Origin of the sequence: Streptomyces sp. NPDC001848 (assembly GCF_042891915.1) — a bacterium.
Lineage (GTDB): Bacteria > Actinomycetota > Actinomycetes > Streptomycetales > Streptomycetaceae > Streptomyces.
This window is the reverse complement of sequence record NZ_JBIATP010000001.1, coordinates 522,512-544,731: the sequence shown is the minus strand read 5'-3', so window position 1 is coordinate 544,731 and position 22,220 is coordinate 522,512. Positions and strand designations below refer to the sequence as shown.

The following is a 22,220-nucleotide window of genomic DNA, read 5'->3' as shown; positions in this document are numbered from 1 at the left end:
GCCGACCCGTTGCGGCGCGAGCCGGTCCGCGAGCCGGGCTCGTACGCCCGCCGGGCCGAGAGCCGGCACACGCAAGGGTATGAGAAGGGGCGCACAGTGACCCAGTCGTCGAGTCCGCAGCAGATACCGGTCGTCGTACTCGCCGGATTTCTGGGCTCCGGCAAGACCACCCTGCTCAACCACCTCCTCCACCACAGCGGAGGCAGCCGCATCGGGGCCGTCGTCAACGACTTCGGGGCCATCGAGATCGACGCGATGGCCGTCGCCGGGGCCCTCGGGGACTCCACCGTCTCCCTCGGCAACGGGTGCCTGTGCTGCGCCGTCGACGCGAGCGAACTCGACGTCTACCTCGACCGTCTCGCTCAGCCCTCGGCCGGCATCGACGTCATCGTCATCGAGGCCAGCGGACTCGCCGAACCGGGGGAACTCGTCCGCATGGTGCTCGCCAGCGAGCAGCCACGCGTCGTCTACGGCGGGCTCGTCGAGGTCGTCGACGCCGTCGAGTTCGACGCCACCCGTGAGCGGCACCCCGAACTCGACCGCCATCTCGCCCTCGCCGACCTCGTCGTCGTCAACAAGACCGATCGGGCCGAGGACAGCGGACGGATCCTGCGGCTGGTGCGCTCGCTCGCCGACCGTGCCGCCGTCGTCCCGGCCGCCTACGGGCGTATCGACCCGGATTTCCTCTTCGACTGCCGGCCGGCCGAGGAGCGCATCGGGCAACTGTCCTTCGACGACATCCCGCGACAGGACGAGCACGGGCACGACGACGCGCACCACGCCCACCTGCACACCGCCTACGACAGCCTGTCCTTCCGCTCCGACGTCCCCATGAACCCCCGACGGCTGCTGGACTTCCTCGACAGCCGTCCGGAGGGCCTGTACCGGATCAAGGGGTACGTCGACTTCGGCCCGTCGGATCCGCGCAACCGGTACGCCGTGCACGCGGTGGGGCGGTTCCTGAGGTTCTACCCGGAGCCGTGGGGGGCCGGCGACGAGCGGCTCACCCAGCTGGTCCTCATCGGGTCGGGCATCGACACCGCAGCCCTCGACAAGGAACTCCGGGCCTGCACGGACGACGCCCCGCACGCCGATGAGCACAGCATGTGGGGCGTCCTCCGCCACGTCCAGGACAAGGAGGCCGAAGCCGTGGACGACCTCGGCGACCTCGAGGGCTGACCTACACCGGCCCCGCCACCGCCGCGACCGTCTTCGGCAGCGACACGCCCGAGCCGTCGCGCCGCGGGTCGATCTCGGGCAGCTCGGCCGGTGTGCCGTTCTTCTGCGCGGCCCGGGCCGGGGTCGCGCCCGCCCACGCGAACGACAGGCAGTCCTCGCCCTTCAGGAACCGCTGGCAGCGCACGCCGCCCGTGGCGCGGCCCTTGCGCGGGTACTGGTCGAACGGCGTCATCTTGGCCGTGGTCTGCACCGAGTCGTCCAGCGTGCCGCGCGATCCGGCGACCGTGAAGACCACCGCGTCGGCCGCCGGATCGACCGCCGTGAACGAGATCACCTTGGCGCCCTCGGCCAGCTTGATGCCCGCCATGCCACCCGCGGGACGGCCCTGCGGGCGGACCTGGGAGGCGGGATAGCGCAGCAGTTGCGCGTCGTCCGTGATGAAGACCAGGTCCTCCTCGCCCGTACGCAACTCGACCGCGCCGACGATCCGGTCGCCCTCCTTGAGGGTGATGACCTCCAACTCCTCCTTGTTCGCGGGGTAGTCGGGGACCACACGCTTGACCACGCCCTGCTCCGTGCCGAGCGCGAGGCCCGGGGAGGACTCGTCCAGGGTCGTCAGGCACACCACCGTCTCGTCCGCCTCCAGGGACACGAACTCCGAGACCGGCGCGCCCCCGGACAGACTCGCCCGCGTCGCCGTCTCCGGCAGCTGCGGAAGGTCGATCACGTTCACGCGCAGCAGCCGCCCGGCGGACGTCACCACGCCCACCTCACCGCGCGCCGTCGCCGGCACGACGGACACGATCACGTCGTGCCTGGCGCGCTTCCCGTCGGTGTCCTCCGCGAACGGGTCGTTGTTCGCCGTGCGCGCCAGCAGGCCCGTCGACGACATCAGAACCCGGCACGGGGCGTCCTCGACCTGCAACGGCACCGTCGGGGCCGGAGCGCCGGAGGACTCCAGCAGCACCGTGCGCCGGTCGGTGCCGAACTTCTTGGCCACCGCGGCCAGTTCATCGGAGACCAGCTTGCGCAGCTCCGCGTCCGACTCCAGGATCCGGGTCAGCTCCTCGATCTCGGCGTTGAGCCGGTCCTTCTCCGCCTCCAGCTCGATGCGGTCGTACTTCGTCAGGCGGCGCAGCGGCGTGTCGAGGATGTACTGCGTCTGGATCTCGCTCAGCGAGAAGCGCTGCATCAGGCGCTCCTTGGCCTGCGCGGAGTTCTCGCTGGAGCGGATCAGGCGGATGACCTCGTCGATGTCCACCAGCGCCGTCAGCAGGCCCTCGACCAGGTGCAGACGGTCGCGCCTCTTGCCGCGGCGGAACTCCGAGCGGCGGCGGACCACGTCGAAGCGGTGGTCCAGGTAGACCTCGAGGAGCTCCTTGAGGCCCAGGGTCAGCGGCTGGCCGTCGACCAGCGCGACGTTGTTGATGCCGAAGGACTCCTCCATGGGCGTCAGCTTGTAGAGCTGCTCCAGGACCGCCTCCGGCACGAAGCCGTTCTTGATCTCGATGACCAGGCGCAGGCCGTGCTCCCGGTCGGTGAGGTCCTTGACGTCGGCGATGCCCTGGAGCTTCTTCGAACCCACCAGGTCCTTGATCTTGGCGATCACCTTCTCGGGGCCGATCGTGAAGGGCAGCTCGGTGACGACGAGGCCCTTGCGGCGCGCCGTCACGTTCTCCACGGAGACCGTGGCCCGGATCCGGAAGGTGCCGCGGCCCGTCTCGTAGGCGTCGCGGATCCCGGACAGACCCACGATCCGGCCGCCGGTGGGTAGATCGGGGCCCGGGACGTGCTTCATCAGGGCGTCGAGATCCGCGTTCGGGTACCTGATCAGGTGGCGGGCGGCCGCGATCACCTCGCGCAGGTTGTGCGGCGGCATGTTCGTCGCCATGCCGACGGCGATGCCCGACGAGCCGTTCACCAGCAGGTTCGGGAAGGCCGCGGGCAGGGCGACCGGCTCCTGCTCCTGGCCGTCGTAGTTGGGCGCGAAGTCGACCGTGTCCTCGTCGATCGACTCGGTCATCAGACTTGTCGCCTCGGCCATCCGGCACTCGGTGTACCGCATGGCCGCCGGCGGGTCGTCGTTGCCCAGCGAGCCGAAGTTGCCGTGGCCGTCGACCAGCGGCACACGCATCGAGAAGGGCTGGGCCATGCGCACCAGGGCGTCGTAGATCGACGCGTCGCCGTGCGGATGCAACTTACCCATGACCTCGCCGACGACGCGGGCGCACTTCACATAGCCGCGGTCGGGGCGCAGGCCCATCTCGTTCATCTGGTAGACGATCCGCCGGTGCACCGGCTTGAGGCCGTCGCGGGCGTCAGGCAGGGCCCTTGAGTAGATGACCGAGTACGCGTACTCGAGGAAGGAGCCCTGCATCTCGTCCACGACGTCGATGTCGAGGATCTTCTCCTCGTACGAGTCGTCGGGTGGCGGGGTCTTCGTGCTGCGGCGGGCCATCGCTGCCGGCTCCTTCACCGTCTGTGCTGGGCATGGAAACGAATCTGACGCCGACCATTGTGGACCGGCCCACCGACAACGCGGACCAGGGCCCGTCCCAGGGGGCCGTGCACCGGCCCGGCGACGATCACGACCGTCCCGGCCGCCGCCGCGTCAACCGCTCACATCCCCCACCCCCCGTAATCATGGTCTCGCTCTCGGCGTACGCAGCCCGGGAACTTCGCCACCGGTCGGCACGCTTGCATACAGTGACAGGACCGGCAGGAAACCGCGGTTTCCGCGACAGCTTCCGCGATCGAAGGGACATACATGCCCATGGGTCACACGGCCACAGCCGAGGCAGGCTCCGGGGGCCTGACAGCGACCGAGCACCGCCTGGCCAACGGCCTGCGCGTGGTGCTCTCCGAGGACCACCTGACCCCGGTCGCGGCGGTGTGCCTCTGGTACGACGTCGGCTCCCGGCACGAGGTTCAGGGGCGCACGGGTCTCGCCCACCTCTTCGAGCACCTGATGTTCCAGGGCTCCGCCCAGGTCAAGGGCAACGGCCACTTCGAACTGGTGCAGGGAGCGGGCGGCTCGCTCAACGGCACCACCAGCTTCGAACGCACCAACTACTTCGAGACCATGCCCGCCCACCAGCTGGAACTCGCCCTCTGGCTGGAGGCCGACCGCATGGGCTCCCTGCTCGCCGCGCTGGACGACGAGTCGATGGAGAACCAGCGCGACGTCGTCAAGAACGAGCGCCGCCAGCGCTACGACAACGTCCCGTACGGCACCGCCTTCGAGAGGCTGACCGCGCTCGCCTACCCGGAGGGCCACCCCTACCACCACACGCCGATCGGGTCGATGGCCGACCTGGACGCGGCCACCCTGGAGGACGCGCGCGCGTTCTTCCGCACCTACTACGCGCCGAACAACGCGGTGCTGTCCGTCGTCGGGGACATCGACCCCCGGCAGACCCTCGCCTGGATCGAGAAGTACTTCGGGTCCATCCCCTCCCACGACGGCAAGCCCGCCCCGCGCGACGGCTCGCTGCCCGACATCATCGGCCGTGAGCTGCGGGAGGTCGTCGAGGAGGAGGTTCCGGCGCGCGCCCTGATGGGCGCCTACCGGCTGCCGCACGACGGCACGCGCGCGTGCGACGCGGCCGACGTGGCGCTCACCATCCTGGGCGGTGGGGAGTCCTCCCGCCTGTACAACCGGCTCGTCCGGCGTGACCGCACCGCCGTCGCCGCCGGGTTCGGCCTGCTGCGGCTCGCGGGGGCGCCCTCCCTGGGGTGGCTGGACGTGAAGACGTCCGGCGACGTCGAGGTGCCCGTCATCGAGGCCGCCATCGACGAGGAACTCGCCCGGTTCGCCGAGCAGGGCCCGACGGCCGAGGAAATGGAGCGCGCCCAGGCCCAGTTGGAGCGCGAATGGCTGGACCGGCTCGGGACGGTCGCGGGCCGCGCCGACGAACTGTGCCGGTACGCCGTGCTGTTCGGCGACCCCCAGCTCGCCCTGACCGCCGTGAAGCGCGTGCTCGAGATCACCGCCGAGGAGGTGCAGGAGATCGCCAAGGCCCGCCTGCGCCCCGACAACCGCGCGGTGCTCGTGTACGAACCGGTCGCGGCCGAGGCCGAGGCCCCGGAGGCAGCCGAGACCACCGACGAGACCGAGGAGTCGGCGAAGTGACCGAGCTCGCGACCATGGAGTTCCACCCGCAGCCCCAGCCCGGCGAGGCCCGGCCCTGGGCGTTCCCGGCGCCCGAGCGCGGCACGCTCGACAACGGCCTGACCGTGCTGCGCTGCCACCGCCCCGGCCAGCAGGTGGTCGCCGTCGAGGTGCTCCTCGACGCGCCGCTGGACGCCGAGCCGGCCGGCCTCGACGGCGTCGCCACGATCATGGCGCGCGCCTTCTCCGAGGGCACCGACAAGCACTCCGCCGAGGAGTTCGCCGCCGAGCTGGAGCGCTGCGGCGCCACCCTCGACTCGCACGCCGACCACCCCGGCGTCCGCCTCTCCCTGGAAGTGCCCGTCTCCCGCCTCCCCAAGGCGCTCGGACTGCTCGCCGACGCCCTGAGGTCGCCGGCGTTCGCGGACAGCGAGGTGGAGCGCCTGGTGCGCAACCGCCTCGACGAGATCCCGCACGAGATGGCCAACCCGGCCCGCCGCGCCGCCAAGGAGCTCTCCAAGGAGCTGTTCCCGGCGTCCTCGCGCATGTCGCGCCCGCGCCAGGGCACCGAGGAGACGGTCGCGAACATCGACGCGGCGGCCGTCCGTGCCTTCTACGAGCGGTACGTACGACCCGCGACGTCCACCGTGGTCGTGGTCGGCGACCTCACCGGGATCGACCTCGACGCGCTCCTCGGCGACACCCTCGGCGCCTGGACGGGGAAGCCCGCCAAGCCGCGCCCGGTGCCCCCGGTGACCGCCGACGACACCGGCCGCGTGATCATCGTCGACCGTCCCGGCGCCGTCCAGACGCAGCTGCTCATCGGCCGTATCGGGCCCGACCGCCACGACCGCGTATGGCCCGCGCAGGTGCTCGGCACGTACTGCCTCGGCGGCACCCTCACCTCCCGCCTGGACCGCGTCCTGCGCGAGGAGAAGGGCTACACCTACGGGGTTCGGGCGTTCGGCCAGGTGCTGCGCTCCGCGCCCGACGGCACGGGCGCCGCGATGCTCGCCATCAGCGGCTCGGTCGACACGCCGAACACCGGCCCGGCGCTCGACGACCTGTGGAAGGTGCTGCGCACCCTGGCCGCCGAGGGCCTGACGGACGCCGAGCGCGATGTCGCCGTGCAGAACCTGGTGGGGGTGGCACCGCTGAAGTTCGAGACGGCGGCGGCCGTCGCGAGCACGCTCGCCGACCAGGTCGAGCAGCACCTGCCGGACGACTACCAGTCGACGCTCTATCAGGAACTGGCCGCCACCGGGACGGTGGAGGCCACCGCGGCCGTCGTCAACGCGTTCCCGGTCGACCGTCTGGTCACCGTCCTGGTGGGCGACGCGGCGCAGATCAAGGAGCCCGTCGAGGCGCTCGCCATCGGTGAAGTGAGCGTCGTGGCGGCCGAGTAGGGCGAACCGTACGCGCGCGTGTGCCGCGCCGACCCAGGGCCCTGGTGACTCCCCGTGTCACCAGGGCCCTGCCTATTGGGGGTATGTCCGTATTGCCACAGAGGTTGCCTCTCTGCCCTGTGGGATGCGCTACAAACCCCGCTCCGCGTTTGCTGATTGAAAGACGGTCCCCTTAGCGTCATTCAGGCTGTCCGTCAGGCAGTACGCCGCACCCGCGGCACCGGACAGTCATCGCCGAGTCCCCGTACGGCGCGAGTCAGGGGAGCCGGGGACCCAAAACCACAGTCCCTGGGGTGAATCGGGCGCGAGCCCGTAGGAGACCTTCCTGCTCCGAACCCGTCAGCTAACCCGGTAGGCGAGAGGGAAGGAAAGGACCAGCCACTTCATGGCGTTCACCTGCGCCACCGGGAAGCACCGTCGCCCGAGCCGTGTGAAGCGTACGACTGCGAACGCCGTCGGCGTCGCCGCGCTCACCGCCACCGGTGTCATCGGCACCCTGGCCGCCCCGGCCCTCGCCGCCGACGCCCCCTCCGAGCAGACCGGACTGCTCCAGGCCGTCACCCTCGGTGACTCGGTCGCCGAGAAGATCGACGCACAGGCCACCGCCCAGAAGCAGGCCGCCGAGCGGAAGCAGGCCGAGGAGGCCTCGCGTACGAAGGCCGCCGAGAAGGCCCGTCAGGAGCGCGAGGCCAAGGAGCGGGCCGCACGCGAAGCCGAGCGCAGGCGTCTGAACGCGTTCGTACCGCCGATCTTCGACTCCTACGTGTCCACCGGCTACAAGACCGGCGGCTCCCTGTGGTCCTCCGGCGCCCACACCGGCATCGACTTCCACGCCGCCACGGGCACGCCCGTGCACGCCGTCGGCGCCGGCACCGTCGTCCAGACCGGCTGGGGCGGCGCGTACGGCAACCAGATCGTCATCAGGATGGACGACGGCACCTACACCCAGTACGGCCACCTGTCGTCCATCGGCGTCTCCGTCGGGCAGCGGGTCACCCCCGGCCGGCAGATAGCCCTCTCCGGGGCCACCGGCAACACCACCGGGCCGCACCTGCACTTCGAGGCCCGCACCACTCCCGAGTACGGCTCGGACATCGACCCCGTCGCCTACCTCCGCTCGCACGGTGTGAACGTCTGACGGCCGGCGTCCGCGACCGGCGCGTCCGCGACCGGCGCGCCCGCACGGCGACGCGCCCGCACGGCGACGCGCCCGCACCCGACGGCCCCGGCTGACCAGCCGGGGCCGTCGTCCGCTTTCAGAACGGTGTGTGACCAAAAAATATCCATGGATTCCGGCCCGCCGTCGGAAATTCCGGCCCGCTGCAATAGAGTCGGTTGAACACGCGTCAATCGCGTACGTTTCACGGGGATTAAGGCGGAGGTCGGTCATGCGTATTCCGGCGCACTCGGTCTGCACGGCGATCCGTGATGACATCGTCGCGGGTGTCTACGAGCGCGGCAGCCGACTCACCGAGGAACTCCTCGCGCGGCGCTACGGCGTCTCCCGTGTCCCCGTGCGGGAGGCGCTGCGCACCCTGGAGGCCGAGGGCTTCGTCGTCACCCGCCGACACGCGGGCGCGTGTGTGGCGGAACCCACCGAGCAGGAGGCCGCCGACCTGCTGGAGATGCGGATGCTGCTGGAGCCGCTCGGAGCCGCCCGGGCCGCGCAGCGACGCACCGAGGCTCACCTGAAGGTGCTGCGCGGCCTGGTCAGGCTGGGCCAGGAGCGGGCCAGAAGGGGCAACAGTGAGGATCTGCGCTCCCTGGGCGGCTGGTTCCACGAGACGCTGGCGCAGGCGTGCGGGAGCCCCGCGCTGACCTCGACGCTCGCCCAGTTGCGGCACAAGATCACATGGATGTACGCGGTCGACGTGCCGGCCAACCCGGTGGAGTCCTGGGCCGAGCACGGCGGCATCGTGGACGCCGTCGCGCGCGGGGACAGCGAGCGGGCGCGGGCGATCACGGCGCTGCACACGGAACGCTCGACCGCCGCCCACCGGCTCCGCTTTCCCGGCGGGGAAGAGCGCGTGGACCGTGTGAGGACTTCGCAACACCCCGTAAACATATCGGCGCTCCGGCATTAACACGGACGCCGTATACAAAGAGGGATATCCGGCTGAGGCCTGCTTTCGGCTGCCTTTTTCGCGCGCGTCCGGAAATCGGCGTGCGCCATTTCTTCGTGCCGTGTACGGCCTTATCCGTGCGCCACCGAATAATGCCGTGTGCCGTTCTCGCTGCCCCGCCGCATTCCTCCGCTGCCCCTCCACATTCCTCCGCGGCTCCCCGCGGCTCCTCGGCGTTCCTCTGTATTCCTGCGCGAGGACCGTGGTCATCGCCTGGTCCCGTTCCGGGCGGGAGCTCGCCCGACATGACGCAGCCGCGTCGCCGTGACCGGCGACGCGGCTGAAGCAGTGTGCTGTTGCCCGAAGGGTCAGACGGTCTCGGGGAGTTCCTCGAGGCCCTCGGCGACCAGCTTGGCCAGGCGGTCGAGCGCGGCGTCCGCGCCCTCCGCGTCCGAGGCCAGGACGATCTCCTCGCCGCCCTGGGCGCCGAGGCCCAGAACCGCCAGCATCGACGCGGCGTTGACGGGGGTGCCGCCGGCCTTGGCGATGGTCACCGGGATGCCGGAGGCCGTGGCTGCCCGGACGAAGATGGAGGCGGGGCGGGCGTGGAGGCCCTCGGCCCAGCCGACGTTGACGCGGCGCTCAGCCATGTGTTGCTGCCCTTCAGGTGTTCAGGGTTGTCTAGACCAGTGTTCCATATGTGAAGCGAGCCCGGGAGAGGGCGGCGTCCCGTCCTCGAGCGGGCCATGCGTGGTCCCCTCAGCCTGCCTCGCGCCGCCTACCGACGCGAGCCTTACCCTGGGGCCCATGCAGACCGCGTCGGACCGGCACGAGTACCCCGCCCACTGGGAGGCCGACGTGGTGCTGCGCGACGGCGGCACCGCGCGCATCAGGCCCATCACCGTCGATGACGCCGAGCGCCTCGTCAGCTTCTACGAGCAGGTCTCGGACGAGTCGAAGTACTACCGCTTCTTCGCGCCGTACCCCCGCCTGTCCGCCAAGGACGTCCACCGCTTCACGCACCACGACTTTGTGGACAGGGTGGGACTCGCGGCCACGGTCGGCGGCGAGTTCATCGCCACCGTACGCTATGACCGCATCGGTACCGACGGCCTGCCCGCCACCGCACCCGCCGACGAGGCCGAGGTCGCCTTCCTCGTGCAGGACGCGCACCAGGGGCGCGGCGTCGCCTCCGCCCTGCTCGAACACATCGCGGCGGTGGCCAGGGAGCGCGGCATCCGCCGGTTCGCCGCCGAGGTGCTGCCCGCCAACACCCGGATGATCAAGGTGTTCACGGACGCCGGGTACCAGCAGAAGCGCAGCTTCGAGGACGGTGTCGTACGCCTCGAGTTCGACCTGGAGCCCACCGACCGGTCGCTGGCCGTGCAGCAGGCCCGGGAGCAGCGGGCCGAGGCGCGGTCCGTGCAGCGGCTGCTCGCACCCGGCGCGGTCGCCGTGATCGGCGCCGGCCGCACGCCCGGGGGAGTGGGGCGCAGCGTTCTCGACCATCTCAGGGACGGCGGGTACACCGGCCGCCTGTACGCGGTGAACCGGGCGTTCCCCGTGGACCAGAAGGAACTGGACGGCATCCCGGCCCACCGCTGCGTCCGCGACATCACCGACCCGGTCGACCTCGCCGTCGTGGCCGTGCCGGCCGAGCACGTCCCCGAGGTCGTCACCGAGTGCGGGGAGCACGGGGTGCAGGGGCTCGTGGTCGTCTCCGCCGGCTACGCCGAGAGCGGGCCCGAGGGGCGGGAACGGCAGCGGGAACTGGTGCGACAGGCGCGGTCGTACGGCATGCGGATCATCGGGCCCAACGCCTTCGGGATCATCAACACCTCGCCGCAGGTCCGGCTCAACGCCTCCCTCGCCCCCGAGATGCCGCGCCCCGGTCGGATAGGGCTGTTCGCCCAGTCCGGCGCCATCGGGATCGCCCTGCTGTCACGGCTGCACCGGCGCGGTGGGGGTGTGACTGGTGTCACAGGTGTCTCGACCTTCGTCTCCTCCGGGAACCGTGCGGACGTCTCCGGCAACGACGTCCTCCAGTACTGGTACGACGACCCGGACACCGACGTCGCCCTGATGTATCTGGAGACCATCGGCAACCCGCGCAAGTTCAACCGGCTCGCTCGGCGCACGGCGGCGTCCAAGCCACTCGTGGTGGTGCAGGGTGCGCGGCACGGAGGCGCGCCGCAGGGGCACGCGGTACGGGCCACACGGCTGCCGCACGCGACGGTGTCCGCGCTGCTGCGGCAGGCCGGGGTGATCCGGGTGGACACGATCACGGAACTGGTGGACGCGGGCCTGCTGCTGGCCCGCCAGCCACTGCCCGCCGGGCCCCGGGTGGCGATCCTCGGGAACTCGGAGTCTCTGGGTCTGCTGACGTACGACGCCTGCCTGACGGAGGGCCTGCGGCCCTCGCCGCCGCTCGACCTCACGACGGAGGCGTCGGCCGAGGACTTCCACCGGGCGTTGGTCGCCGCGCTCGCCGACGACTCCTGCGATGCCGTGGTCGTCACGGCGATACCGGCGGTGGGGGAGACGTCCCCGGGGGACGCGGAGCTGGCCGAGGCGCTGCGGTCGGCCGCCGCTGCGGCTCCGGCGAAGCCCGTACTCGTGGTGCACGTGGAGCTGGGCGGGCTGGCGGAGGCGCTGTCCGCCGCCGCGAGCACGGGGCCCCAGGCCGGCACCGCGGAGCGACTGCAGAACGAGGTCGCGGATGCGCTACGGCCGACTGCGACCGAGGCACCGCCCGGCTCCCGCCTCATCCCCGCCTACCCCGCCGCCGAGCGCGCGGTCCGGGCCCTCGCCGAAGCCGTCAAGTACGCGCAGTGGCGGCGGGAGGCCGCCGAGCCCGGCAAGGTTCCCGAGTTCGCCGACATCGACGAGAAGGGTGCAGCCGAGCTGATCGACCACCTGCTCACCCGCGGCCAGGGGCTCACCCTGGGCACCGAGGAGACCTGCGACCTGCTCGCGCGCTACGGCATCCACGTCCGCAGGGCGCTGCCTGCTCCCGGCCCGGAGACCGCGCTCGAGGCCGCCCGCGCGATCGGCTACCCGGTGGCGCTCAAGGCCACCGCCCCGCATCTGCGCCACCGCGCAGACCTCGGCGGCGTACGCCTCGACCTCGCCGACGAGGAGCAACTGCTGCGGGCCTACGCCGAGTTGACATCCCTGTTCGGAAAGCCGGGGGAGCTGCGGCCGGTCGTGCAGGGCATGGCGCCACGCGGCGTCGACACCTTCGTACGGACGGTCATCGACCCGGCGGCCGGCGCCGTCCTGTCGTTCGGGCTCGCCGGGGCCGCCTCCCAGCTGCTCGGCGACATGGCGCACCGACTGATTCCGGTCACCGATCGGGACGCCGCCTCGCTGGTCCGGTCGATCCGGACGGCCCCGCTCCTGTTCGGCTGGCGCGGCTCCGATCCCGTGGACACGGCCGCCCTCGAGGAACTGCTGCTGCGCGTGTCGCGGCTGGTCGACGACCATCCGGAGGTCGTCGCGGTCACCCTGGAGCCCGTCGTGGTCGCCCCGCGCGGCCTGAGCGTCCTCGGCGCCACCGTGCGCCTCGCACCCCCGCCCACCCGCGACGACCTCGGCCCGCGCAGGCTCCCGGTCTACTGAGCGGCGACGAGCGGTGCCTCGCAGTCAGTGGGCCCCCGTAGGATGGACGGCATGGCCAAGACCAGTACGACGACCCAGGGGCTGCGCACGGCGATCGAGCGCAGCGGCTACTACCCGGCGCTCGTGGCCGAGGCGGTGGAAGCCGCGGTGGGCGGCGAGCCCATCCGGTCGTACCTGGTCCACCAGGAGACCACCTTCGACGCCAACGAGGTGCGCCGACACGTGACCGTGCTGGTCCTCACCGGCACCCGGTTCATCGTGAGCCACACCGACGAGCAGGCCGCGGACGACACCTCCCCGACGCCTTACGCGACGACGTCGACGGAATCCGTCAAGCTCGGCCGGATCGCGTCGGTCGTCGTCAGCCGCGTCGTCGCCAACCCGGAGTCTTACACCCCGGGCACACTGCCCCGCGAGGTCGTCCTGACCATCGGCTGGGGCGCCGTCTCCCGTATCGACCTGGAACCCGCCGCCTGCGGCGACCCCAACTGCGAGGCAGACCACGGCTACACGGGCAGCTCCACGGCGGACGACCTGAGCCTGCGCGTCAGCGAGGCCGGGGACGGCCCGGAGACGGTGCGCCAGGCGCTCGTCTTCGCCCAGTCCCTCTCCGAGGCGACCGCGGACGACTCCCGCTGATGGCGCTCCCCGCCTGGGCCGACCACCCGGAGCCGCTGGCCCTCGGCTCCGCCCCCGTCCCCGAGTACGGCTCCGGCTCGCTGGCCGATCTCCTGCCCACCCTGGCGGCGGGCATGGGCGTGCCCGGCCAGAGTGCTGCCATACCTGAACTGACCGCCGCCGACCGCAACTGCGTCTTCCTGATCGACGGGCTCGGCTGGGAACAGCTGAAGGCGCACCCCGACGAGGCGCCCTTCATGACGTCGCTCCTGGCGTCCTCCCGCGGCGGCACCGGCCGGCCGATCACCGCCGGCTACCCGGCGACCACGGCGACCTCGCTGGCCTCCGTCGGCACCGGTCTGCCCCCGGGCGCGCACGGCCTGCCCGGCTACACGGTGCGCAACCCGGAGACCGGGGAGCTGATGAACCAGCTGCGCTGGCAGCCGTGGACCGCGCCGCAGGTCTGGCAGCCGTACCCCACCGTGTTCCAGCTCGCCCACGCCGCCGGTGTGCACACCGCCCAGGTGACCTCCCCGGCGTTCGAGAACACCCCGCTGACGAAGGTCGCGCTCAGCGGCGGAACGTTCCACGGGAAGCTGACCGGTGAGGACCGCATGGACCTGGCGGCGGAGCAACTGGCCGCCGGAGAGCGCTCCTTGGTGTACACGTACTACTCCGAGCTGGACGGCGCGGGCCACCGGTTCGGCGTCGACTCCGACACCTGGCGTGGCCAGCTCATGTACGTCGACCGGCTGGTCCAGCGCCTGGCCGAGCAACTGCCGCCGCGCACCGCCCTGTATGTGACCGCCGACCACGGCATGCTCGACATCCCGTTCGACGAGCGGCACCGCCTCGACTTCGACGAGGACTGGGAGCTGCGCGCCGGAGTAGCCCTCCTCGGCGGCGAGGGGCGCGCACGACACGTCTACGCGCTGCCGGGCGCCGAGAACGACGTCCTGACCTGCTGGCGCGAGGTTCTTGGCGAGCAGTTCTGGGTGGCCTCGCGGGACGAGGCGATCACGGCGGGCTGGTTCGGCCCGCACATCGACGACCGCGTGTACGCACGCATCGGTGACGTGGTCGCGGCGGCCCGCGACGACGTGCTGATCATCGCCTCCGAGCGGGAGCCGAAGGAGTCGGCCATGGTCGGCAACCACGGCTCGATGACGGCCGTGGAACAGCTGGTGCCCCTGCTGGAAGTCCGCACCTGACCTCCGTCTGACCTCCACCCCAGCGTGGCGCGCGCCCGCGCGCCCAGTACGCTCCTGAAGATCCCCCATGCCCTCCGCCCCGCCCGAAAGGCCGCAACCACCCATGCCCGAGCTGGTGTTCTTCTCCGGAACCATGGACTGCGGGAAGTCGACACTGGCTCTCCAGATCGAGCACAACCGCTCCGCGCGCGGCCTCGTGGGCATGATCTTCACCCGCGACGACCGGGCCGGCGAGGGCAAGCTCTCCTCCCGCCTCGGTCTGGTCACCGACGCGGTGGAGGTGGCCGACGGGCAGGACCTGTACGCCCACGTCGTCGACCACCTCTCCCAGGGAGGACGAGCCGACTACGTGATCGCGGACGAGGCGCAGTTCCTGGCCCCGGAGCAGATAGACCAGCTGGCTCGCGTGGTGGACGACCTCGGCCTCGACGTCTACGCCTTCGGCATCACGACCGATTTCCGCACCAAACTGTTCCCCGGCTCGCAGCGCCTGGTGGAGCTGGCCGACCGGGTCGAGGTGCTCCAGGTGGAGGCGCTGTGCTGGTGCGGCGCCCGCGCCACGCACAACGCCCGCACGGTGGGCGGCGAGATGGTGGTCGAGGGCGCCCAGGTCGTCGTGGGCGATGTGAACCACTCGGCGGACGAGATCGGTTACGAGGTGCTGTGCCGCCGCCACCACCGGCGCCGTATGACGGCGGCCGCCGCCCGCGCGGCGGCCCTCTCCCCGGACGTCCTTCCGGTGTCGTCCACCTGACGCCCCGGCGATTCACCCACGAGAAGCACGCTCAGTCGAGCGGGCTCACCACCGAGAACGTCGCGCCCTCGGGGTCCGCGACCGTCACCGTACGGCCCAGGGCGCTGTCGCAGCCGGGGCGTACGACGTGTCCGCCCAGCTCGGTGACCCGCTCCGCGGCCACGTCGGCGTCCTCCACCTGGAAGTACGTCATCCAGTGCGGGCCCCGGTCGCGCGGCAGGGCGTGTCCGACGCCGCGGATGCCGGCGACGGGACGACCCTCGATGCGCAGGGTGCGGTAGTCGGAGTCGTCGGTGGCCGCGGGCTCCTCCTCGTAGCCGAAGACGTTCCGGTAGAACGGGGCGACGCTCGCCGTGTCGTAGGTGAGCAGCTCGTTCCAGGCAGGAGTGCCGGGGAGTCCCGGAAGACCCGTGCGCAGTGCCCCGGCAGGCGACGTCTGCCCGTCAAGGAGCGGCGTCGTGGCCGGGCGTCGCGACGGGGGGAACGTCGCCTGTTGCGGCACCGGGTGCTCGGCCGCCTGCCAGATGCCGAACACCGCGCCCGTCGGGTCGCAGGCGATCGCCAGCCGCCCGGCCTCGGCGGCCACGAGGGGACCGACCCCGACCGTGCCGCCGCAACTGCGGACCGTCTCGGCGGTCGCGTCCACGTCGTGCGAGCCGAGGTACGGCGTCCAGGCGATCGGAAGATGGCGGTCCGGCGGCAGTTGGCCGATGCCCGCCACCTCGTGGCCGTGCAGCAGCGCCCTCACATAGGGCCCGAGCTGCCGTGGTCCCGGGCGGAACTCCCAGCCGAACAGCGCCCGGTAGAACTGCTGGGTCGCGGCCATCCCGTGCACCATCAGACTCACCCAGCAGGGTGTGCCCGGCGCGTGTCTCTCGTGCGCCGTGCCGGTCGGTCCCGCCGACCCCGGTGCCTCGATCATCGTCATTCTCTCCTCGGCCCTTCGTGGTGGCCGTTCAGCTTCCGCCGGCGTGCACCTGTGCCGGGTGGGCGCGCGTGCACGGTCCTGCCGATGGTCGCACCACCGGTCGCACCACGGGCTCCGGCCGCGCCGTGCGCTGCGGCGCCTTGCCGGCCGCAGGAGGCTCGATGGGACGGTGGTCGGCCTCGCGATGTGATCGCCGTGTGTGGTCATCGACCTTACGGCGTGTGCTCGATCCCGTACAGCGGGTGATCGAACCTCTCCGGCGGAGCAGAGTAGCCGGAGCCGGGCGACAGGGCCACCCCGTGCGCGAGGATGGTGGCCATGAAGGCCATCATCTCCGCATCCGAACTCGCGAGCGAACTGGCGGGAGCGCGGCCGCCGACGCTCCTGGACATCCGCTGGCAGCTGAGCACCGCGACGGCGACCGGTGTCGTTCCTTTCGACGGCCGTGCCGAGTACGCGGCCGGGCACATTCCGGGGGCCGTGTTCGTCGATCTGGACGCCGATCTGGCGGATCCGCCGGGTCCGGTCGGCCGGCATCCGCTGCCCGACATGGAGCGTTTCGGTGCGGCGATGCGGGCCGCCGGCGTCTTTTCGGACCGGCCGGTCGTGGTGTACGACGGCGGACCGGGCTGGGCCGCCGCACGCGCTTGGTGGCTGCTGCGCTTCACGGGTCACCCGGATGTGCGGGTGCTCGACGGCGGGCTGTCCGCCTGGGAGGGGCCCCTGGCCTCCGGGACCGAAGCGGCGCCCGAGCCGGGCGACTTCCGGCCCGTGCCGGGCGCCCTGCCGCTGCTGGACGCGGACGGCGCCGCGGCGCTCGCCCGGACGGGGTTGCTCCTGGACGCGCGGGCCGGTGAGCGCTACCGGGGCGAGGTCGAGCCGATCGACCCGGTGGGCGGGCACATTCCGGGCGCGGTGTCGGCACCGACGGCGCAGAACCTGACCGGAACCGGCCGCTTCCTGCCTCAGGACGAACTCGCCGAGCGTTTCAAGGCACTCGGCGCGACCGAGGGCATCGAGGTCGGTGTGTACTGCGGCTCGGGCGTCTCAGCCGCCCAGGAGGTGCTGGCGCTGACGCTCGCGGGCATCCCGGCCGCGCTGTACGTGGGGTCGTGGTCGGAGTGGTCGTCGGACAGCAACCGCCCCGTCGCGGTGGGCCCCGACCCGCAGTGAACGCGACGGCGGGGCGCACGCCGATTGACGTGCGCCCCGCCGACAGGGCTGGCTCCGGTCCGGGACCCCACAAGTCCGCCCGGTCCGGCTACTCCTGCTTCTTGCGGCGCGTACCGAACACGATCTCGTCCCAACTCGGGACCGCCGCCCTGCGGCCCGGGCGGACACCGTCCGCCTCGGCCTGGCGGTCCGTCGCGCCGATCAGACGGTCGCGGTGGCTGCCGACCGTGCGCGGCATGAGAACGTCCGCGTACGCGGACCCGGCCGAGGCCGCGGGCGCGGGAGGTTCCTCCGCCGCGGGTTCCTGAACGGGCTCCTCCGGCTCCTCCGCGGGCCGCTCGGGCACCACCAGGTCGCCGCGGAAGCTCGGCACCGCCTCCAGGAGGCTGGTGAGTGAGTCGCGCTCCTGGGTGCTCTCCTCCGCGGGTTCGGACGCCTGCGACGGCAGTGCGGGACGGTCCGTCTGCCGCTCCGGGGCGCGGTCCAGCCGGCCCTCGCGGGGCAGACGTGCGATCCGCGGCACGAAGGGGTAGCTCGGCTCGGGCGCCGTGAGGTCGTCGGACTCGCCGATCAGTGAGCGCGCCTCGTCGTCGACGGCCTGGACGAGCCGTCGGGGCGGGTCGTAGGTCCAGGTCGCCGAGTGCGGTTCGCCCGCCACCCGGTAGACCAGGATCACCTCCCAGGTGCCGTCGTCGCGGCGCCAGGAGTCCCACTGGACGGTGTCCTTCTCTGCGCCGCGCAGCAGCAGCCGCTCCTGCACGGCCTCGCCGAGCTGCGGACCGGTGTTCTCGCCCGGCCGGCGCACGGGTGTCTTGCGGGCCCGCTCGGCCATGAAGGCGCGCTCGGCCAGGACGGGTCCCTCGAAGCGGCGCACGCGGTCGACGGGGATACCGGCGAGCTGGGCGACCTCCTCCGCGGACGCACCGGCACGTATCCGGGCCTGGATGTCGCGGGGGCGGAGATGGCTCTCCACCTCGATCTCGATCTGGCCGAGGCGGGGACGATCGCCGCGCACGGCGGCGCGGAGCCGTTCGTCGATCGGAAGCGTGTACTCCGTGCTGTCCGCAGCCTTCAGCACCAGCCGTGTGCCGTCATTGGAGACGGCCACGACACGCAGTTCGGGCATGGGGACCTCCCGGGTGGTGCCTGCCGACGTCACGTGCGTCGCTGCTTCCGCTAGTCGAGTGTGGCCTGCCCGGGTGCAGCCTGCCACAACCTTGCCGAGTTGCCCGGCGTGTCGGGCGCGGGCCCTGGATCGCCGTTATGGCACGGTTACCTTTTCGCAACGCAAAGTGACCAACTCTGTCACCCTGTGCAACTAGCCCCCTCCCGGCGGTCCAGCAAGGCCCCGGACACCCTGGCGGGAGACCGGACCCAGGGCTCGCAACAGTACTCCATTCGGGCCATGCGCGTGGATCGGCACGCCGCCCAAGTTCTGGCAAGGGGTACGAGTTGGCGGTCCGATGCGCCGTTTTCGCGGCCGTCAAACGTGGCGTACTTCATCCGACCGGAAGAAACGGAACGATTCACTTCGGGCGCCGTCGCCTTCCTGAGCGTCCCTCAGCCCACGGTGGCCATGGCGGGGAGTCGGCGAGGCGGGCGGACCCGCAACGGGCCCTCTAGGATCCCAGCACCCGGCGCAGATAGTCGTTGCCGAAGCGCCGGTCCGGGTCGAGGCGGTCCCTCAGGGTGGTGAACTCGGCGAAGCGCGGGTAGGCCTTGGCCAGGTACTCCGCGTCGCGCGTGTGCACCTTGCCCCAGTGCGGGCGCCCCTGGTGCGCCGTGAAGATGCGCTCCGCGGCGGTGAAGTACGCCTGATAGGGCGTCCCGCGGAACATGTGTACGGCGACGTAGGCGCTGTCCCGGCCGGACGCCGTGGACAGGGCGATGTCGTCGGCCGGAGCGGTACGGACCTCGACGGGGAAGCTGACGCGCAGGTCCGACCGGTCCACCATGGCCTTCAGTTCACGCAGGGTCTCCACCAGGGCCTCGCGCGGGACGGCGTACTCCATCTCCACGAACCGCACCCGGCGCGGGGAGGTGAAGACCTTGTAGGCGATGTCGGTGTAGGTGCGCGCCGACAGGGCGCGGCTCGATATCCGGGCGATCGCCGGGATCGTGGCGGGCACGGCCTGGCCGACCCAGTTGGCCACCTGGAAGACGCCGTTGGAGAGGAACTCGTCCTCGAACCAGCCGCCCACCTGTCCGACCGGCCGCCGCGGCCCGAGGCTGCGGTTGTTGCGCTTGGTGTTGGTGTTCCCGGTGTGCGGGAACCAGTAGAACTCGAAGTGCTCGTTCTCGGCCCACAGTTCGTCGAAGTCGGCGAGGACCTTGTCGAACGGCATCGGCTCCTCCCGCGCCGTGAGCAGGAAGAGGGGTTCCACCGCGAAGGTGACCGCGGTGATGATCCCGAGTGCGCCCAGGCCGATGCGGGCGGCCGCGAAGACGTCCGGGTTCTCCCGCTCCGAACAGGTGAGCACCGAGCCGTCCGCCGTCACCAGTTCGAGTCCCTTGATCTGCGCGGCGATCGAGCCCGAGTCGCGGCCGGTGCCGTGCGTGCCGGTGCTGGTGGCGCCGGAGACGGTCTGCTCCATGATGTCGCCCATGTTCGTCAGCGACAGCCCCTCGCGCGCGAGCGCCATGTTGAGCCTCTTGAGCGAGGTGCCCGCCCCGACGGTGACCGTGCCCGCCTCGCGATCGATCCTGCGGACGCCGCTCAACAGTTGAGGGCGGATCAACACACCATCGGTGGCGGCGGCGGCCGTGAAGGAGTGCCCGGTGCCGACGGCCTTCACCCTGAGGCCGTCCTCGGCCGCCTTGCGCACGGCGGCGGAGAGCTCCTCGACCGAGGCGGGGGTGACCGCCCGTACGGGCCGGGCGGTGACGTTGCCCGCCCAGTTACGCCACGTGCCGTTCTTCCCGCTCACTGTGGTGCTCATGGGACCCTCCCCGCCGCGGATCCGGCCTGCCCGGCCGGTGACGCCCGTACGGCCTTTCGACGAGGGCCGTGGTGATCACCGAGGTGCGACGGACGGCCCGCAACGAACAGCGCCGTGGTCGGAAACAGCGCGTAAGTTTCCGACCAGTAGGAGGGGGATCATACTCACGGCCCCGGCACATGCGCCCAGCAATCGTCGGCGGTGGGTGGCCCGCCATGTTGTCGGTGGCGGGTGGCAGGATCGGAGACATGCCCGACGCACTCGACGCCAGCCCGTACGACGCCCTGCTGCTCCTCTCGTTCGGAGGCCCGGAGGGCCCGGACGACGTGGTCCCGTTCCTGGAGAACGTGACCCGGGGACGGGGCATCCCCAAGGAGCGCCTGAAGGAGGTGGGGCAGCACTACTTCCTCTTCGGCGGGGTCAGCCCCATCAACAGCCAGAACCGCGCCCTGCTCGACGCCCTCCGCAAGGACTTCGCCGACCACGGCCTGGACCTGCCCGTCTACTGGGGCAACCGCAACTGGGCGCCCTATGTGACCGACACCCTGCGCCAGATGGTCACCGACGGCCACCGCCGCATCCTGGTCCTCGCCACCAGCGCGTACGCCTCGTACTCCGGCTGCCGTCAGTACCGCGAGGACCTCGCCGGGGCTCTGGCGACCCTGGAGGCCGAGGGGCTCGAGCTGCCGCGGGTCGACAAGCTGAGGCACTACTTCAACCACCCGGGCTTCGTGGAACCGATGATCGAGGGCGTCCTGAGCTCCCTCGCCGACCTTCCCGAGGAGGTACGGGCCGGTGCGCACATCGCCTTCACCACGCACTCCATCCCGACGTCCGCGGCCGACACCTCCGGCCCGGCCGAGGAGCACGGGGACGGCGGGGCGTACGTCGAGCAGCACCTGGACGTGGCGCGGCTGATCGCCGAAGCGGTGCGTGAGCGTACCGGCGTCGACCACCCCTGGCAGCTCGTGTACCAGTCGCGCTCGGGCGCACCGCACATCCCGTGGCTGGAGCCCGACATCTGCGACCACCTCGAGGAGCTGCACGGCGCCGGGGTCCCGGCGGTCGTGATGGCGCCCATCGGGTTCGTCTCGGACCACATGGAGGTGCTGTACGACCTCGACACGGAGGCCACGGCGAAGGCCGGGGAGCTGGGGCTGCCGGTGCGCCGCTCGGCCACCGTGGGCGCCGACCCGCGGTTCGCCGCCGCGATCCGTGACCTGATCGTCGAGCGCGCCGCGACCGAGCGCGGGCAGCAGGTGACCCCGTGCGCCCTCGGGGCACTGGGCCCGAGCCACAACGTCTGTCCGGTCGGGTGCTGCCCGGCCCGTGCCCCCAAGCCCGCCGCCGCGGGCGCCGACAGCCCGTACGCATGAGGAGCACCGTGACCGAGCAGTCCGAACCGATCGAACGGCTGAAGGCCGAACTCCTCCGGATCGCGCTGGAGGCCGCCACGCGCGCGGGCTCCTTCCTGCGCGAGGGGCGCCCCGACGACCTCGGGGTGGCCGCCACCAAGTCCAGCGCCATCGACGTCGTCACCGAGATGGACATCGCCGCCGAGAAGCTGATCACCGGGCTGCTCGCCGACCGCCGGCCCGACGACGGCCTGCTCGGCGAGGAAGGTGCCAGCGTCGCGGGCACGAGCGGTGTCGAGTGGGTGATCGACCCCATCGACGGTACCGTCAACTACTTGTACGGGCTGCCCAGTTGGGCGATCTCCATCGCGGCCCGCAAGGACGGGGAGACGCTCGCCGGGGTGGTCCACGCACCCGTGCGCGGGGAGACCTTCCGGGCGGTCCTGGGCGGCGGCGCGTTCCTGAACGACCGCCCCGCGCGCGTGCGCCCCGCTCCAGAGCTGGGCCTCGCCCTGGTGAGCACCGGGTTCGGCTATCTCGCCGAGCGCAAGGCGCACCAGGCCGAGGTGGTCCGGCAGCTGATCCCCGAGGTGCGGGACATCCGCCGGGGCGGCTCCGCCGCGATCGACCTGTGCGATGTGGCGGCGGGCCGCCTGGACGCGTACTACGAGCGCGGCCTGAACCCCTGGGACTACGCGGCGGGCGACCTGATCGCCCGCGAGGCGGGCGCCCGAACCGGGGGCCGCCCCGGGGAGCAGATCTCCCCGGAACTGACGATCGCGGCCCCACCGCCCCTCTTCGAACACCTCCAGAGGAGGCTGGACGAACTGGGGGCCTGGCACGACTGAGGACCCGCCGAGCC

The 22,220-nt window shown here is 71.8% G+C and carries 17 protein-coding genes, 1 pseudogene and 1 riboswitch; of the genes and pseudogenes, 12 read left to right on the top strand and 6 right to left on the bottom strand.

All coding sequences use genetic code 11. The features are described from left to right. Positions 1-96 precede the first annotated feature (96 nt). Positions 97-1,179, top strand: coding sequence for a CobW family GTP-binding protein (locus ACFYZJ_RS02490; protein ID WP_388561969.1), 1,083 nt, complete (start codon positions 97-99; stop codon positions 1,177-1,179). Position 1,180: 1 nt separating this feature from the next. Here the strand turns inward: ACFYZJ_RS02490 and ACFYZJ_RS02485 are convergent, their stop codons facing one another. Next, complete coding sequence (locus tag ACFYZJ_RS02485; RefSeq protein ID WP_388561967.1) at positions 1,181-3,637, bottom strand: DNA topoisomerase (ATP-hydrolyzing) subunit A; 2,457 nt, start codon at positions 3,635-3,637, stop codon at positions 1,181-1,183. A gap of 309 nt (positions 3,638-3,946) precedes the next feature. On the opposite strand from ACFYZJ_RS02485, the gene ACFYZJ_RS02480 reads away from it, so the two are divergent. The 4 genes from ACFYZJ_RS02480 (at position 3,947) to ACFYZJ_RS02465 (ending at position 8,780) form a co-directional block, all read left to right on the top strand. Next, complete coding sequence (locus ACFYZJ_RS02480; RefSeq protein WP_388561965.1) at positions 3,947-5,311, top strand: M16 family metallopeptidase; 1,365 nt, start codon at positions 3,947-3,949, stop codon at positions 5,309-5,311. Further along, a complete protein-coding gene (locus tag ACFYZJ_RS02475; RefSeq protein WP_388561963.1) occupies positions 5,308-6,696 on the top strand; it encodes a M16 family metallopeptidase in 1,389 nt (462 codons plus the stop codon). The genes ACFYZJ_RS02480 and ACFYZJ_RS02475 overlap by 4 nt, the downstream gene beginning before the upstream one ends. Positions 6,697-6,918: 222 nt before the next feature. Continuing rightward, a riboswitch (cyclic di-AMP (ydaO/yuaA leader) is annotated at positions 6,919-7,069 on the top strand. A gap of 12 nt (positions 7,070-7,081) precedes the next feature. Further along, the gene (locus ACFYZJ_RS02470; RefSeq protein ID WP_388561961.1) at positions 7,082-7,834 is read left to right on the top strand and encodes a M23 family metallopeptidase; all 753 of its coding nucleotides are present in this window, start codon (positions 7,082-7,084) and stop codon (positions 7,832-7,834) included. Between the two features lie 250 nt (positions 7,835-8,084). Then, positions 8,085-8,780, top strand: coding sequence for a GntR family transcriptional regulator (locus tag ACFYZJ_RS02465; RefSeq protein WP_388561959.1), 696 nt, complete (start codon positions 8,085-8,087; stop codon positions 8,778-8,780). Between the two features lie 347 nt (positions 8,781-9,127). On the opposite strand, the gene ACFYZJ_RS02460 is transcribed toward ACFYZJ_RS02465, so the two are convergent. Beyond that, a complete protein-coding gene (locus ACFYZJ_RS02460; RefSeq protein ID WP_103844608.1) occupies positions 9,128-9,409 on the bottom strand; it encodes an HPr family phosphocarrier protein in 282 nt (93 codons plus the stop codon). Between the two features lie 157 nt (positions 9,410-9,566). Between ACFYZJ_RS02460 and ACFYZJ_RS02455 the strand changes: the two genes are divergently transcribed. The 4 genes from ACFYZJ_RS02455 (at position 9,567) to ACFYZJ_RS02440 (ending at position 14,963) form a co-directional block, all read left to right on the top strand. Beyond that, the gene (locus tag ACFYZJ_RS02455) at positions 9,567-12,380 is read left to right on the top strand and encodes a GNAT family N-acetyltransferase (protein ID WP_388561957.1); all 2,814 of its coding nucleotides are present in this window, start codon (positions 9,567-9,569) and stop codon (positions 12,378-12,380) included. A 51-nt stretch (positions 12,381-12,431) separates the two neighbouring features. Continuing rightward, positions 12,432-13,019 carry a DUF5998 family protein gene (locus ACFYZJ_RS02450; protein ID WP_388561955.1) on the top strand — a complete coding sequence of 196 codons (588 nt, stop codon included), beginning with the start codon at positions 12,432-12,434 and terminating at the stop codon, positions 13,017-13,019. Further along, a complete protein-coding gene (locus ACFYZJ_RS02445; protein WP_388561953.1) occupies positions 13,019-14,209 on the top strand; it encodes an alkaline phosphatase family protein in 1,191 nt (396 codons plus the stop codon). Before ACFYZJ_RS02450 ends, ACFYZJ_RS02445 begins: the two co-directional genes overlap by 1 nt. A 103-nt stretch (positions 14,210-14,312) precedes the next feature. Beyond that, the gene (locus ACFYZJ_RS02440) at positions 14,313-14,963 is read left to right on the top strand and encodes a thymidine kinase (protein WP_388561951.1); all 651 of its coding nucleotides are present in this window, start codon (positions 14,313-14,315) and stop codon (positions 14,961-14,963) included. 31 nt (positions 14,964-14,994) lie between these two features. Here the strand turns inward: ACFYZJ_RS02440 and ACFYZJ_RS02435 are convergent, their stop codons facing one another. Further along, complete coding sequence (locus ACFYZJ_RS02435; protein WP_388561949.1) at positions 14,995-15,891, bottom strand: VOC family protein; 897 nt, start codon at positions 15,889-15,891, stop codon at positions 14,995-14,997. Positions 15,892-16,209: 318 nt separating this feature from the next. Here ACFYZJ_RS02435 and ACFYZJ_RS02430 point away from each other — a divergent pair, with 318 nt between their 5' ends. After that, the gene (locus ACFYZJ_RS02430; RefSeq protein WP_388561947.1) at positions 16,210-17,064 is read left to right on the top strand and encodes a sulfurtransferase; all 855 of its coding nucleotides are present in this window, start codon (positions 16,210-16,212) and stop codon (positions 17,062-17,064) included. An 88-nt stretch (positions 17,065-17,152) separates the two neighbouring features. Here the strand turns inward: ACFYZJ_RS02430 and sepH are convergent, their stop codons facing one another. The 3 genes and pseudogenes from sepH to ACFYZJ_RS02415 form a co-directional block, all read right to left on the bottom strand. After that, positions 17,153-18,190 carry a septation protein SepH gene (sepH, locus tag ACFYZJ_RS02425; protein WP_388561945.1) on the bottom strand — a complete coding sequence of 346 codons (1,038 nt, stop codon included), beginning with the start codon at positions 18,188-18,190 and terminating at the stop codon, positions 17,153-17,155. 493 nt (positions 18,191-18,683) lie between these two features. Further along, complete coding sequence (locus ACFYZJ_RS02420; RefSeq protein WP_388561943.1) at positions 18,684-20,003, bottom strand: D-arabinono-1,4-lactone oxidase; 1,320 nt, start codon at positions 20,001-20,003, stop codon at positions 18,684-18,686. Then, positions 19,963-20,213, bottom strand: a pseudogene (locus ACFYZJ_RS02415) (hypothetical protein); the annotation flags it as partial. The gene ACFYZJ_RS02420 and the pseudogene ACFYZJ_RS02415, both read right to left, overlap by 41 nt. A 38-nt stretch (positions 20,214-20,251) precedes the next feature. On the opposite strand from ACFYZJ_RS02415, the gene ACFYZJ_RS02410 reads away from it, so the two are divergent. Together ACFYZJ_RS02410 and ACFYZJ_RS02405 are read left to right on the top strand one after the other, a co-directional pair. Beyond that, on the top strand, positions 20,252-21,379 hold the full coding sequence (locus ACFYZJ_RS02410; RefSeq protein WP_388561941.1) for a ferrochelatase: 1,128 nt from the start codon (positions 20,252-20,254) through the stop codon (positions 21,377-21,379). Beyond that, complete coding sequence (locus ACFYZJ_RS02405; RefSeq protein WP_388561939.1) at positions 21,376-22,206, top strand: inositol monophosphatase family protein; 831 nt, start codon at positions 21,376-21,378, stop codon at positions 22,204-22,206. Before ACFYZJ_RS02410 ends, ACFYZJ_RS02405 begins: the two co-directional genes overlap by 4 nt. The last annotated feature ends 14 nt before the right edge of the window (positions 22,207-22,220 follow it).

Coding starts and splice junctions, on each gene's coding strand:
- ACFYZJ_RS02485 (WP_388561967.1), bottom strand. CDS start 3,637: ATGGCCCGCCGCAGCACGAAGACCCCGCCACCCGACGACTCGTACGAG.
- ACFYZJ_RS02480 (WP_388561965.1), top strand. CDS start 3,947: ATGCCCATGGGTCACACGGCCACAGCCGAGGCAGGCTCCGGGGGCCTG.
- ACFYZJ_RS02470 (WP_388561961.1), top strand. CDS start 7,082: ATGGCGTTCACCTGCGCCACCGGGAAGCACCGTCGCCCGAGCCGTGTG.
- ACFYZJ_RS02465 (WP_388561959.1), top strand. CDS start 8,085: ATGCGTATTCCGGCGCACTCGGTCTGCACGGCGATCCGTGATGACATC.
- ACFYZJ_RS02460 (WP_103844608.1), bottom strand. CDS start 9,409: ATGGCTGAGCGCCGCGTCAACGTCGGCTGGGCCGAGGGCCTCCACGCC.
- ACFYZJ_RS02455 (WP_388561957.1), top strand. CDS start 9,567: ATGCAGACCGCGTCGGACCGGCACGAGTACCCCGCCCACTGGGAGGCC.
- ACFYZJ_RS02450 (WP_388561955.1), top strand. CDS start 12,432: ATGGCCAAGACCAGTACGACGACCCAGGGGCTGCGCACGGCGATCGAG.
- ACFYZJ_RS02445 (WP_388561953.1), top strand. CDS start 13,019: ATGGCGCTCCCCGCCTGGGCCGACCACCCGGAGCCGCTGGCCCTCGGC.
- ACFYZJ_RS02440 (WP_388561951.1), top strand. CDS start 14,313: ATGCCCGAGCTGGTGTTCTTCTCCGGAACCATGGACTGCGGGAAGTCG.
- ACFYZJ_RS02435 (WP_388561949.1), bottom strand. CDS start 15,891: ATGACGATGATCGAGGCACCGGGGTCGGCGGGACCGACCGGCACGGCG.
- ACFYZJ_RS02430 (WP_388561947.1), top strand. CDS start 16,210: ATGAAGGCCATCATCTCCGCATCCGAACTCGCGAGCGAACTGGCGGGA.
- sepH (WP_388561945.1), bottom strand. CDS start 18,190: ATGCCCGAACTGCGTGTCGTGGCCGTCTCCAATGACGGCACACGGCTG.
- ACFYZJ_RS02420 (WP_388561943.1), bottom strand. CDS start 20,003: ATGAGCACCACAGTGAGCGGGAAGAACGGCACGTGGCGTAACTGGGCG.
- ACFYZJ_RS02410 (WP_388561941.1), top strand. CDS start 20,252: ATGCCCGACGCACTCGACGCCAGCCCGTACGACGCCCTGCTGCTCCTC.
- ACFYZJ_RS02405 (WP_388561939.1), top strand. CDS start 21,376: ATGAGGAGCACCGTGACCGAGCAGTCCGAACCGATCGAACGGCTGAAG.